11 protein-coding genes and 1 pseudogene are annotated in these 12,374 nt (G+C 71.4%); 6 read left to right on the forward strand and 6 right to left on the reverse strand.

Translation table 11 applies throughout. The features are described 5' to 3' along the window. Nucleotides 1-15: 15 nt before the first annotated feature. Together F9C12_RS01755 and F9C12_RS01760 are read left to right on the forward strand one after the other, a co-directional pair. Nucleotides 16-1,704, forward strand: a complete 1,689-nt coding sequence (locus F9C12_RS01755) for an ABC transporter substrate-binding protein (RefSeq protein ID WP_409464478.1) — start codon at nt 16-18, stop codon at nt 1,702-1,704. A gap of 4 nt (nt 1,705-1,708) precedes the next feature. Further along, a complete protein-coding gene (locus F9C12_RS01760; protein WP_409464479.1) occupies nt 1,709-3,325 on the forward strand; it encodes a dipeptide ABC transporter ATP-binding protein in 1,617 nt (538 codons plus the stop codon). A 238-nt stretch (nt 3,326-3,563) separates the two neighbouring features. Here F9C12_RS01760 and pip read toward each other — a convergent pair whose 3' ends face one another. Next, entirely contained in the window at nt 3,564-4,508 is a 945-nt protein-coding gene (gene pip / locus F9C12_RS01765; protein WP_409180219.1) for a prolyl aminopeptidase, read from the reverse strand. Nucleotides 4,509-4,651: 143 nt separating this feature from the next. Between pip and F9C12_RS01770 the strand changes: the two genes are divergently transcribed. Together F9C12_RS01770 and F9C12_RS01775 are read left to right on the forward strand one after the other, a co-directional pair. Further along, nucleotides 4,652-5,317, forward strand: a complete 666-nt coding sequence (locus F9C12_RS01770) for a hypothetical protein (RefSeq protein ID WP_409464480.1) — start codon at nt 4,652-4,654, stop codon at nt 5,315-5,317. Between the two features lie 55 nt (nt 5,318-5,372). Then, nucleotides 5,373-6,227 carry an SAM-dependent methyltransferase gene (locus tag F9C12_RS01775; RefSeq protein ID WP_409464481.1) on the forward strand — a complete coding sequence of 285 codons (855 nt, stop codon included), beginning with the start codon at nt 5,373-5,375 and terminating at the stop codon, nt 6,225-6,227. A gap of 30 nt (nt 6,228-6,257) precedes the next feature. Here the strand turns inward: F9C12_RS01775 and F9C12_RS01780 are convergent, their stop codons facing one another. Next, nucleotides 6,258-7,601 carry an MFS transporter gene (locus F9C12_RS01780; protein WP_409180222.1) on the reverse strand — a complete coding sequence of 448 codons (1,344 nt, stop codon included), beginning with the start codon at nt 7,599-7,601 and terminating at the stop codon, nt 6,258-6,260. A gap of 230 nt (nt 7,602-7,831) precedes the next feature. On the opposite strand from F9C12_RS01780, the pseudogene F9C12_RS01785 reads away from it, so the two are divergent. After that, nucleotides 7,832-8,056, forward strand: a pseudogene (locus tag F9C12_RS01785) (lyase family protein); the annotation flags it as partial. A gap of 138 nt (nt 8,057-8,194) precedes the next feature. Here F9C12_RS01785 and F9C12_RS01790 read toward each other — a convergent pair. The 3 genes from F9C12_RS01790 to F9C12_RS01800 are packed head-to-tail and all read right to left on the reverse strand — an operon-like array spanning nt 8,195 to nt 10,415. Then, nucleotides 8,195-9,319, reverse strand: coding sequence for a M20 family metallopeptidase (locus tag F9C12_RS01790; RefSeq protein WP_409464482.1), 1,125 nt, complete (start codon nt 9,317-9,319; stop codon nt 8,195-8,197). After that, nucleotides 9,319-9,996, reverse strand: coding sequence for a DUF1028 domain-containing protein (locus F9C12_RS01795; protein WP_409464483.1), 678 nt, complete (start codon nt 9,994-9,996; stop codon nt 9,319-9,321). The genes F9C12_RS01790 and F9C12_RS01795 overlap by 1 nt, the downstream gene beginning before the upstream one ends. Continuing rightward, on the reverse strand, nt 9,993-10,415 hold the full coding sequence (locus F9C12_RS01800; protein WP_409464484.1) for a RidA family protein: 423 nt from the start codon (nt 10,413-10,415) through the stop codon (nt 9,993-9,995). The genes F9C12_RS01795 and F9C12_RS01800 overlap by 4 nt, the downstream gene beginning before the upstream one ends. A gap of 226 nt (nt 10,416-10,641) precedes the next feature. Between F9C12_RS01800 and F9C12_RS01805 the strand changes: the two genes are divergently transcribed. After that, complete coding sequence (locus F9C12_RS01805; protein WP_409464485.1) at nt 10,642-11,922, forward strand: flavin-containing monooxygenase; 1,281 nt, start codon at nt 10,642-10,644, stop codon at nt 11,920-11,922. Nucleotides 11,923-12,019: 97 nt separating this feature from the next. Here the strand turns inward: F9C12_RS01805 and F9C12_RS01810 are convergent, their stop codons facing one another. Continuing rightward, nucleotides 12,020-12,241 carry an alpha/beta fold hydrolase gene (locus F9C12_RS01810; RefSeq protein WP_409466951.1) on the reverse strand — a complete coding sequence of 74 codons (222 nt, stop codon included), beginning with the start codon at nt 12,239-12,241 and terminating at the stop codon, nt 12,020-12,022. Nucleotides 12,242-12,374: the final 133 nt, after the last annotated feature.

Here is a 12,374-nt window from a genome sequence, read left to right on the forward strand (position 1 = left end):
GGGAACGGAAAAACCATGGATCGCAGGGACTTCCTGAAGGCGCTCGGCGTCACCGCGACGGTCACCGGAGCCGGGGCGTTCCTCGCCGCGTGCAACGCGAACGAGCAGTCCGGCGGCGGGGGAGCGGTCGCGGTGTCGTCCGGCGGGACGCTGTACATCCTCAGCGACACCACGTCGCAGCACCTCGACCCGGCGAAGAGCCAGAACCTGGCGATCACCACGATCAGCCTGATCCACCGGCGGCTCACCGCGTGGAAGACCTCCGCGGACGGCCCGGCCACCGTGGTCCCGGACCTCGCCACCGACACCGGCCGGGCGAGCGCGGACGGCAAGACCTGGACCTACACGCTCAAGGACGGCCTGAAGATGGCCGACGGCACGCCGATCACCAGCGCCGAGATCAAGTACGGCATCGAGCGGTCGTTCGATTCGGCGTTCTCCGGCGGCTTGAGCTACCACAAGAACCTGCTCGCCGGCGGCCCGGACTACAAGGGCCCGTTCAAGGGCGGCGAGCTGGCGTCGATCGAGACGCCGAACCCGCAGACGATCGTGTTCCACCTGGCCCGCCCGTACGGCGACTGGCCGTGGATCGCGAGCATGCCGGCGTTCGCCCCGGTGCCGAAGGGCAAGGGCACCGACGCGACCTACGACACGAAGCCGGTCGCGTCCGGCCCGTACCAGGTCGAGTCGTACCAGAAGGGCGTGCAGGTCAAGTTCGTCCGGAACCCCAACTGGGACGCCAAGACCGACCTCGCGCGCACCGGCCTGCCGGACGCGGTCGTGATCCAGATGGGCCAGGACACCGGCGTGGTTGCGAAGCGGCTGCTGGCCAGCCAGGGCAACGACGCGTTCGCGTTCGGCTCGTCGTTCGTGAACCCGGCGCAGCTGGCGCAGATCCGCACGAACCCGGCGGCGAAGAACCAGCTCGTCACGTCGAAGTCCGGCGCGCTGGCCTACCTGGCGCTGAACACCAAACGCGGCCCGCTGGCGAATCCCAAGGTGCGCCAGGCGTTCCAGTACGCCGTGGACAAGACCGCCTACCAGGTCGCCGCCGCGGGCAGCGCGGACCTGGCCGGCCCGATCGCCACGACGCTGATCACCGAGGGCATCGCCGGACGCGAGGTGTACGACCTCTACCCGGCCCCGCCGTCCGGCGACGTCGCGAAGGCCAAGCAGCTGCTCGCCGAGGCGGGTTTCCCGAACGGCCTCGACAACCTGGACTTCCCGGTGTCGACGGCGAACAACGACGCGGACAAGGCGCAGGCGATCCAGGCCGCGCTGCAGCGCGCGGGCATCCGCACGAAGCTGCGCCCGCTCGACGACGAAGCCTGGACCACGCTGGTCACCGGCAACGACGGCAACTACGACCTGACCCTGGGTTCGTGGCAGCCGGACTTCCCGAGCGCCAACGCCAACATCGAGCCGCTGTTCGGCACGTCGGAGATCGGCAACGGCGGATACAACGAGTCGCGCTACTCGGTGCCGGAGGTGGACGCGCTGATCGCCGAGGCGCAGGGGACGGTCGACCCGACCGCGGCCGGGAAGCTGTGGGCCAAGGCGGACAAGCGGATCATGCAGGATTCGCCGGTGGTCCCGCTGATCTACACGCGCAACTCCTTCCTGCACGGCGCGAAGGTCGGCAATTTCGCGATCGGCGCGTTCCCGGCGTACCCGAACTACCTCCAGATGGGCCTGGCGAAGTAATCCCGTGTCCGAGCAGCTGCTTTCCCTGCGCGACGTCTCGATCCGGTTCGGCGGCGCCCCCGCCGTCCGGGACGTGACGTTCGACGTGCGCCTCGGCGAGGTCGTCGCCCTCGTCGGCGAATCCGGTTCCGGCAAGTCGGTCACCGCGCTGTCGCTGCTCGGCCTGCTGCCGGACACCGCGACCGTGACCGGTTCCGCGGTGCTCGACGGCCGCGATCTGTACACAGTGGACGGTCCGGCGCTGCGCGCGGTGCGCGGCGGCGAGATCGGCATGGTGTTCCAGGAGCCGATGAGCGCGCTGAACCCGGTGTTCCGGATCGGCACGCAGCTCGTGGACGCGGTCCGGGCGCACCGGAAGGTGTCGCGGGCGGCGGCGCGGGAGCGGGCCCGGGAACTGCTGGAGCTGGTGGAACTGGACGCGCGGCGCGTGCTGCGGGCCTACCCGCACGAGCTGTCCGGCGGGCAGCTGCAGCGGGTGGTGATCGCGATCGCGCTGCTCCACGACCCGAAGCTGCTGATCGCGGACGAGCCGACGACCGCGCTCGACGTCACCGTGCAAGCCGGGATCCTGCAGCTGCTGCGGTCGCTGCGGGACCGGCTCGGCACGGCGATTCTCCTGGTGACGCACGACATGGGCGTGGTCGCGGACGTCGCGGACCGGGTGGTCGTGCTGCGCGACGGCGAGGTGGTCGAGCAGAACACGGCGACCGGGCTGTTCGCCTCGCCGCAGGCTGGCTACACGAGGGAACTGCTGGATTCGGTGCTGTCGCTGGGTTCCGAGCCGTCCGGCGCGGTGCGGCCGACGTCGGCGCCGCTGGTGTCGGTGACGGATCTGGCGGTGACCTACCGGGTCGGCCGCGGCGCTCCGCCGGTGCGCGCGGTCGACGGGGTGTCGCTGACCATCGGGAGCGACGAGGTGCTCGGTCTCGTCGGCGAATCCGGTTCCGGCAAAAGCACGATCTCGTCGGTGCTGACCGGTCTGGTCGCCCCGTCGGCGGGCACCGTGCTGATCGACGGCGTGGACCTCGCGCGGGCGTCGGCGCGGCAGCGGCGCGAGATCCGGCGGCGGATCGGGATCGTGTTCCAGAACCCGGCTTCCGCGCTCAACCCGCGCGCGACGATCGGCGCGAGCATCGCCGAACCGCTGGTGGTGCACGGCGAACGCGGCGAACACCGGGAGCGGGTCGCGGAACTGCTCGCCGCCGTGCGCCTCGACCCGGGCTGGAGCGGCCGGTACCCGCACGAACTGTCCGGCGGGCAGCGGCAGCGGGTCGGGATCGCGCGGGCGCTGGCGCTGCGGCCGAGACTGCTGATCGCGGACGAGCCGACGAGCGCGCTGGACGTGTCGGTGCAGGCGTCGGTGCTGGACCTGCTGGCCGACCTGCAGCGGGAACTGGCCTTCGCGTGCCTGTTCATCAGCCACGACCTCGCGGTGGTGGAACGGGTCGCGGACCGCGTCGTCGTGCTGCACCACGGCCGGGTGGTCGAAGAGGGCCCGGTGGCGGCGGTGCTGGGCGCGCCGAAGGAGGACTACACGCGCCGTCTGGTCGCGGCGGCGCCGGTGGCGGATCCGGAACGGCAGCGGGAACGCCGGGAGGCTTGGCGCGCGCTGTCGGGCTGAGGCGATGAGTTCGCGCCCTTCCGGGAGACGGACTGGCGTGGGAAATCTGCTCGCGACGTAGGCCGCCGCACCTTCTCCGGTGACGACCCGTATCGCGGAACCGAAAGGCCGTCGGCGGCTTCGCAGGTGGTGCTGACCCGGACGTCGTCGATCACGACCAGTTCCGCGTCCGGCCAGGCCTGGGAGAGCTGCCGCTGCTGAACTAGCGCGGGCCAAGCGCGGGCGGCGCGGGGCGGCGTTAGCGGTCCTCGAACCGGGCGATCGCCTCCAGCACCGCCGTCCCCATCGACGGGCTCCCGGTGTGCCCGGCGTCGTCGATCACGACCAGTTCCGCGTCCGGCCAAGCCTGGGCCAGCTGCCACGCCTTCCGCAGCGGCGCGCTGAGATCCGCGCGCCCGTGGATCAGCACCGCCGGGATGCCGTGCAGCAGATGGATGTCGCGCAGCAGCTGGTCGTCCTCGAGCCAGGCGTGGTGGCCGTAGTAGTGCGCGCAGAGGCGGGCGAGCGTGATCAGCTCCTCGTCGGTGCCCGCGCTGAACTGGCCGGTCCGGCCGCCGACCCATTCGTGCGAGATCACCGCGTCCTCCCAGGCGCACCAATCCCGCGCGGCGCGGAGCTGGACCTCCCGGTCCGGGCTCTCGAGCAGCTGCGAGTACCCGGCGAGGAGGTCGCCGTCCGGGTCCGGGGCGCCCGCGCGGAACGCTTCCCATTGCGCGGGCAGCAGCCGTCGGACGCCGCGGTACAGCCAGTCGATCTCGTCCGGCGACGACGTGAACACGGCGACCAGCACGAGGCCGCTGACGCGGTCCGGATGCCGCTGCGCGTAGGCGAGCGCGAGCGTCGTGCCCCAGGAACCGCCGTAGAGCAGCCATTTTTCCACGCCGAGGTGGACGCGCAGCTTCTCCATGTCGGCGATCAGCCGGTCGGTGGTCTGGTGTTCCAGGCTCACCGCCGGGTCCGCGACGCTCGGGGTGCTCCGCCCGCAGCCGCGCTGGTCGAAGACCACGACGCGGAATTTCTCCGGGTCGAAGCCGCCGCGGCCGAAGCTCTCGCCGCCTCCGCCGGGGCCGCCGTGCACGCACAGCACCGGCTGCCCGGCGCCGCTGGCGTCCCAGTAGATCTGCTGTCCTTCGCCGACGTCGAGCATGCCGGTCGCGTCGGGTTCGACCGAATACGGCCGCATCGCGGGCCTCCTCCCCGGGACGGAAAACCCGTCGAGCGTACTGGATCACGCTCAAGGCGGGTTTACAGCGCGGACCGGGGGTCCCTAGGATCTGGCGCGCCGGAGGCGCCGCGGACGCGCGGCCCGGCGGGGTGGAGGTCTGGATGGGGAACCCGGAGTCCGGCAGCGACCTCGAGTCGGTCGCGAAGCTCGTGCGGCTGTCCGAGACGGCGCCGATGCCCCGGATCGACGGCAGCGAACCCCCGCCGCCCGGGCTTTCCCGGACCGGCGGCGCGGACGACGCGGCGTCGGCGTTCGGCGGGGTCCTCGACGTCTCGACCGGCTCCCCGATCGAACAGCTCGCCAAACGCGGCCCGGTGCCCGCCGCCGAGACCGCACCGCCCGCGGAGACCGCGCCGCCGCCCCAGCGCCGGTCCGCGCGCTACGGCGTCTTCGCCGGTGCGGCCGTGCTGGCGTGCGCGGGGCTGGGCTCGTGGGCGCTGTGGCCGTCGGCTTCCGGCGGGACAGATCCGCAGCCCGTGCAGCCGCCGCCGGCCCCGGTCCGCACCACGTCGTCCGCGCCGCCCGCGGTGGGCACGCTCAGTGCGTCGCCGGCCCCGGCCAGCGACCAGGTGCGCGACACCGTGCTCCGGGCCAGCAGCCGTCCCGCGACCACCGCGCCGCCTCGCATTCAGCCGACGCAGAACCCGCAGCAGGACAGCCAGAACCAGTCTCACGATTCGCTGGAGGACGCGTTCCGCTCGGCGGTCAGCTCGTACCTGGAGCAGTGGGGCGGCGACGGCGAGCGGCCGCGCCGCTGGCACGGCTGAGCGGCGGTACTACTCTCAGCAGGTCACTGCCGACCGACCGCCCCGCGAGGTGTCCATGACCGGCTCGTCGTCCCCGTTGTCGCCCAGCCAGGTGCCGGTGGGGGTGGACCCGAACCGCCCGAGCATCGCGCGGATCTACGACGGATTCCTCGGCGGGAGCCACCACTACGAGGTGGACCGCGCGGTGATGCGGAAGATCAGCGCGGCGGTCCCGGAGGCGGTGCACATCGCGCGCGGCAACCGCGGTTTCCACAACCGCGTGCTGCGGATGCTGGCCAGCCAGACCGACATCCGGCAGTTCCTCGACTGCGGTTCCGGACTGCCGACCGCGGAGAACACCCACCAGATCGTGCAGCGCTACCACCGCGACGCGCACGTGGTGTACGTCGACAACGACCCGGTGGTGCTCGCGCACGGCCGCGCGCTGCTGGAGGACAACGAGTTCACGCACATGGTCGAGGCCGACATCTTCGAACCGCAGGCCGTGCTGGGGCACGAAACCGTGCGGGAGCACCTCGATTTCTCGGAGCCCGTCGCGCTCCTGCACATCGGCACGATGCACCACTACGAGGGCGACGGCGCGGCCGAGGTGATGCGCGAGTACATCGACGCGCTCGCGCCCGGTTCGTACGTCGCCCTCGCGCATTTCTACGACCCCGAGGTGCCGGAGCTGACCGCGGTCGCGAAGCGGATCGAGGAAATCCTCGTGTCCGGACCGCTGGGAGCCGGGCGGTTCCGGACGCGCGCGGAGATCGAGGCGATGCTGCCCGGTCTTGAGCTGCTCCCGCCGAGCCGGACGGACGGGCCCGGCCTGTCGGTGGCCGACGAGTGGTGGCAGGACGGTCCGCGGCTGAAGCCGTTGAGCGATGCCGCGAAGTGCGTGGCGGGCGTGGTGGGCCGGAAGGTCTGACCCGCTTCACCGCCGTTGGCGAATCGGGAGTCAGGCTTCGGGGTTCTGCAGGTCTTCCTTGTGCAGCAACGGGGTTCCGGCGGTCTCGCGCATCGAGAACGCCGCGACGAGGCCGACGGCCGCCGCGGCCATCAGGTACGGGCCGGGCACGAGCGTGCTGCCGGTGGCGGAGATCAGCACGGTCATCAGGTACGGCACGGTGCCGGCGAACAGCGCGGCGGTGATGTTGTACGCGATGGACAGTCCGCTTTGCCGGGTGCGGGTCGGGAAGATCTCCGCGGACCACACCGCGTAGGTGCCGAGGATCGCGGCCAGGATCGCGCCGAGGGCGAGCCCGCCGATCCAGGTGCCGGCGAGGCCGGTGCGCATCAGCAGGTATGCCGGGACGGCGAGAACGAACAGCGCGATGCCCGCGCCGATCAGGACCGGCCGGCGGCCGACCCGGTCGGAAAGGCGGCCGAAGAACGGCACGAGGACCAGTCCGACGAGCGAGATCACAGTGGACAGTGCCGCCGCGCTGCCGGACGAGTGGCCGAGGTAGTCGGTCTCGTAGGTGACCAGATAGGTCAGCACGGCGTAGAACGGCACGTGCATCATGGTCATCAACCCGGCGGCCTGGAGCAGCTGTTTCTTGTTGTGCCGGAACAGTTCCCGGACCGGGCTGCGCGGCACGTTGTCGGTCGCTTCGAGCGCGCGGTACTCCGGGGTGTCCTCGATCTTGCTGCGGATGACGAACCCGATGACGCCCAGCGGGGCGGCGATCAGGAACGGGACGCGCCAGCCCCACGACGCCAGCTGCGCGTCCGTCAGTCCGATCGACAGCAGCAGGAACACGAACGAACCGGCGAGGAAGCCCAGCAGCGAGCCGACTTCCAGCCAGCTCACGCCGAACCCGCGCCGCCGCCGCGGGGCGTACTCGGCGAGGAAGCTGGCCGCGCTGCCGAATTCCCCGCCCGCGGCGAGGCCCTGCAGCAGGCGCAGCAGCACCAGCAGGATCGGGGCCGCGATGCCGATCGCGGAGTAGCCGGGCAGCAGCCCGATCACGAGCGTGGCCCCGGACATCACGAAGATGACCACCGACAGCGTGCGCTTGCGGCCGATCTTGTCGCCCAGCGGCCCGAAGATCAGCGCGCCGACCGGCCGGATCCCGAACGACACCGCGAAGACGCCGAAGACCGCCAGCAGCCCGGCGGTCGAGTTGCCCGCCGGGAAGAACACGGACGCGATGGTGCCGGCGAGATAGGCGTAGGCGGCCCAGTCGAACCAGTGCACGAAGACGCCGACGGCGCCGGCGGCGACGCTGCGGCGCAACGTGGCGGGATCGGCGGTCTGCTCGACGAGATCGGGCGCCGGAGAGGCGTCGGGTGCGGTCATGAGTGGCCTCCTTGGACCGGTTCTTCGGGAGGACGCTAAGAGCGGCCCACGGCATCTAACAAGAAGTAATAAGCAAAGCAATGCATCTGTTCGGCTTATGCAGAGCCGCTCAGCTGTGCCGACATCAGGGGCTGACCGCGGCGAAACACAGCGTTCACGTGCGGGCCGGGCCGCCCGTGCGAGCTTGCGGGGTTCGCAGCGCATCGACCTGGTCGTCGGTCAGCAGCCTCGCCGACGTCCTCAAACTGGGCCGCACGCAGCTGGAGCACGCCGTCCCGATGACGCTGGGCCAGGAGTTCGGCGCGACGCTCGGCGAGGACGACCAACGGCTCGCCGAAGCCCGGTTGCTGGGCGGCACCGGGACCTCGACGAGCATGAACGCCAACGAGGTCATCGCCAACCGCGCCCTGGAACTGCTCGGCCACGCCCGCGGCGAGTACGCCGAAGTCCATCCGCTCTTGGATGGGGTCCACGACGAACTGGTCGTACGGCCGCCCTTCTCGGATTTCCGCGCACGCCTGTCCGAGATCTCGCCGGGCGGGTCGGGCTGGGAGCGGCTGCTGGACATCGGTGTCCTTCCCGGGGCAGGAGGTTCAGAAGGTGCGGTCGACGCCGGTCCAGGCCAGTGCGATGGCGCCGTCGAGCAGGGCCCGTTCCGCGGTGCCGCCGACGCAGTGCGCGGCGAATTCGCGCTGATGGTTGATCGCGGGCAGCGACCCGATGCCGATGTACGGATGGATCGCGAGCACGACCTGCGAAACGTTGCCCATGTCGGTGGACGCCCGGTTCATCCGCGCCGCCGTGCCGTCCGGGGCGAACTCGCGGCCGAGTTCGAGCGCGTTGGCGCGGTAGGCGGCCAAAGCTTGCTCATCGGCGCGGAATTCGGCGTACGGCTTGCTTTCCGGTTCGACGCTCAGCTCGCAGCCGGTGGCGAGCGCCCCGGCTTCGAAAGCCCGCAGGACCCGTGGCTCCACTTCGGACAGTTCCGCCAGCGTCTCGGCCCGCACATACCAGCGGCCGGACGCGTGCTGGGGGATCGCGTTCGGGGCGTCTCCGGCGTGCGTCACGATGCCGTGCACGCGCACCGAGGACGGAAGTTGTTGCCGCAGCAGGCCGATCGCGACCTGGGCGACGGTGAACGCGTCGGCCGCGTTGACCCCGGCTTCAGGATAAGCAGCGGCGTGCGCGGATTTGCCGGTGTAGGAGATCTTCGAGTGGCTGACCGCGAACGGCCGCGCTTCGGCGACGTCCACCGGCGCCGGATGCACCATCATCGCGAGGTCCACGCCGGTGAACGCGCCGCGTTCGAGCAGCTCGATCTTCCCGCCGCCGCCCTCCTCGGCCGGGGTGCCGTAGACCTCGACGGTGATCCCGAGGTCGTCGGCGACTTCGGCGAGCCCGAGCGCGGCGCCGACGGAGCTGGCCGCGATGAGGTTGTGCCCGCACGCGTGGCCGAGGCCGGGCAACGCGTCGTACTCGGCACACAGCGCGATCCGTTTGGGCCCGGAGCCGAAACTCGCGTGGAACGCGGTGTCGAGGCCGAGGTACTTCGACGTGACCGCGAACCCGGCACGGTCGAGCAGTTCCGGCACCAGGGCGGCCGCGCGATGTTCCTCCCACGCGGTTTCCGGGTCGGCATGCAACCGTTCGGAGAGTTGGATCAGCTCGTCGGCATGCCGTTCGACCGCCGCGCGGGCGGCCGCTTTGGGCGCGGCCATCACTCGTCTCCCGGCACGCCGTAGGACGGCGCGGCGGCCGGGTTCAAGCCGCGGGTGACGTAGTCGTCGCGCTGGGGGAGCCAGACGTCGAGGAGTCCGGCGAGCTGCTCGATCGGCTCGTCCGCCCAGTCCACGCGCAGATCCGTGACCGGCCACTCCGCCGCCGACACCACGACCAGCCCGGCGGACCGCACCGGGCCTTCCTCGCCGCCCGCCGCGAGCCCGGCCCGCATCGCCGCGAGGAGGCGCTGTTCCAGCTCGCCGGTCGCGTCGGCGAAAGCGTCCACCATGGACTGCGGAATGTGGTCACCGGCGAGCATGTTGCCCGCCGCGACCACGCCGTCCGCCGTCGCCGACGCGTGCGTGCCGAGGGTTTTCGCGCCGCTGTAAGCAAAACCTGGTCCAGTGGCGCCGAGCACGGTGAGCTGCCGGTACTCGATGTGCTCCGCCGCCGACGTGACCTCGGCCAGCGCCTTTTCCGGATCCCCGTGTTCGGCGAGCCGGTCCAGCAGCCGTCCGCCGAGCCGCGGGTCGGTGATGTTCTGCGAGGCCGCCGCACCGAGGCCCGGACGCAGATGCGCGACGCGAGCGACGACCGCCGGGCTGGACGAACTGGCCGCGATGCCGAACCGGACGGCGCCGCCGGACACCTCGCGGGCGACGATCGAAAAGGTCACTTCTCCTCCTCCGGGACGACCGCGATAGCGTCGATCTCGCACAGCCATTCCGGCCGGGCGAGCGCGGACACGACCACGCCGGTCGAGATCGGGTGCACGCCCTTGGTCCAACGCCCGACAGTGCGGTAGACGGCCTCGCGGTAGCGCGGGTCGACCAGGTAGATGGTGAGCTTGACCAGGTGTTCCATCCGGCTGCCCGCTTCCTCGAGCAGCATCTTGATGTTCGCCATCGCCCGCTCGGCCTGCGCGGCGACGTCGCCGATCCCGACCGATTCGCTCGTGTCGAGGTCCTGCCCGATCTGGCCGCGGACGTAGACCGTGCCGTTGGCGACGACGGCCTGGCAGAGGTCGTTGTCGAGGTTCTGCTCCGGGTAGGTGTCCCGCGTGTTGAACGGGCGGATGCGACGGTGGACAGTCACTGCGTGGCCTTCCCTGCGGCGGTCGTCGGACGCCTCAGCCTGACCGCGCCGCCGAGGTTCTGTCCAGTAGATCTTTCCGGACCAGCGCATCGGTTAGAGAGATGCAGAGTGCATCGGAAAAGCAGATCTTGTGTGCCGGAAACATCTGTTGGACACGGGCAGGGCGGGCCGTGAGGATCCGGGGAGGCGGCGCCGAACCGCGCCGGAGCCGGAGCGGAGGTCTGGGATGTCGAGCGAACAGGTGGAGGCCCTCGTCGTGGGCGGGGGACAGGCCGGCCTGGCGATGAGCGAGCACCTGAGCGAGTGCGGCGTGCCGCACCTGGTCCTGGAGCGGGACCGGATCGCCGAACGCTGGCGCTCGCAGCGGTGGGACTCGCTCGTCGCGAACGGACCCGCGTGGCACGACCGGTTCCCCGGCCTCGAGTTCCCCGATGTCGCGCCGGGCGAATTCGCGTCGAAGGACCAGGTCGCGGCTTATTTCGAGGCATACGCGGAGAAAATCGCCGCGCCGGTCCGCACCGGGGTCGAGGTGGTCTCGGTCCGGCGGCACGAGGGCAGGCCCGGATTCCGCGTCGAAACCTCGGAAGGAACCCTCGACGCCCGCTTCGTGATCGCGGCGACCGGCCCGTTCCAGCGGCCGGTGATCCCGCCGATCGTGCCCGCGGACGCCGGTCCGGTGCAGTTGCACTCCAGCGGCTACCGGAACCCGGAGCAGCTCCCCGAAGGCGCGGTGCTCGTGGTCGGAGCGGGTTCGTCGGGCGTGCAGATCGCCGAGGAACTGCGCCGGGCCGGACGCGAGGTGTACCTGTCCGTCGGCCCGCACGACCGCCCGCCGCGCAGCTACCGCGACCGCGACTTCTGCTGGTGGCTCGGCGTTCTGGGCAAGTGGGACGCCGAAACGCCGCCCGCCGGAGCGGAACACGTGACCATCGCGGTGAGCGGCGCGCGCGGCGGGCACACCGTGGATTTCCGCGCGCTGGCCGGGCTCGGCATCACGCTCGTCGGCATGACCGGCGCGTATGCCGACGGCAAGCTCAGCTTCGCGAGCGACCTGGCGAAGAACATCGCGGCGGGCGACGAGAATTACCTCGCCCTGCTGGACGAAGCCGACGCCTACGCGGCCCGCAACGGTCTCGACCTGCCCGAGGAGCCGTCCGCCCGCGAACTGGGCCCGGACCCGGCGTGCGTCACCGATCCATTGCTGGAACTGGACCTGGCCGCGGCGGGAGTGACCTCGATCGTCTGGGCGACCGGGTTCGCGACCGACTACAGCTGGCTGCAGGTCGACGCCTTCGACGAGAACGGACGGCCGAAGCATCGCCGCGGAGTGTCCGCGGAGCCGGGCGTGTACTTCCTCGGCCTGCCGTGGCTGGCGCGGCGCGGGTCGAGTTTCATCTGGGGCGTATGGCACGACGCGAAGTTCGTGGCCGATCACCTCGCGATCCAGCGCGGGTATCAGAGCCAGTCCGAGACCGCGGCCAGCCAGCGTTCCGGCGCGCGGGAATGAATCCGGTGCCCGACGCCAACCCGCACCGTCTTCGCGTCCGGTAACGCCTTCTCAAGCAAGGCGTACCGGGACTGGTCGAGGGGCCCGCCCGCCAGGATCAGCGTCGGTGCGCTGATCGCCGCGAGGCTGCTCCACCACTCGGGTTGCGGAGTGCGCAGGCCGGTGGCCGGTCGCCGGCGTCGCGCGGGGGCACCGGGATTTCTTCGAGCACCAGCCGCTCGACCCGGTCCGGCTGCGCCGCGGCCACCATGGACGCGACGAACGCGCCGAGCGAATGCCCGACGAGCGTGAACCGCGCGAGCCCGTCCAGCGTGCGCAGGACCTAGTCCCGGAAGGACAGCAGCGGATAGGACTCGAGCCGCGCCGCGCCGGGCAGGGCCGGAACCCGAGCGCGGCCAGCCCGGGGCGCAGCGGATCCCAGGTCGCCGGGCCGCTGGCGGCGGCGTGCAGGC

Origin of the sequence: Amycolatopsis sp. GA6-003 (assembly GCF_046267895.1) — a bacterium.
Taxonomy (GTDB): domain Bacteria; phylum Actinomycetota; class Actinomycetes; order Mycobacteriales; family Pseudonocardiaceae; genus Amycolatopsis.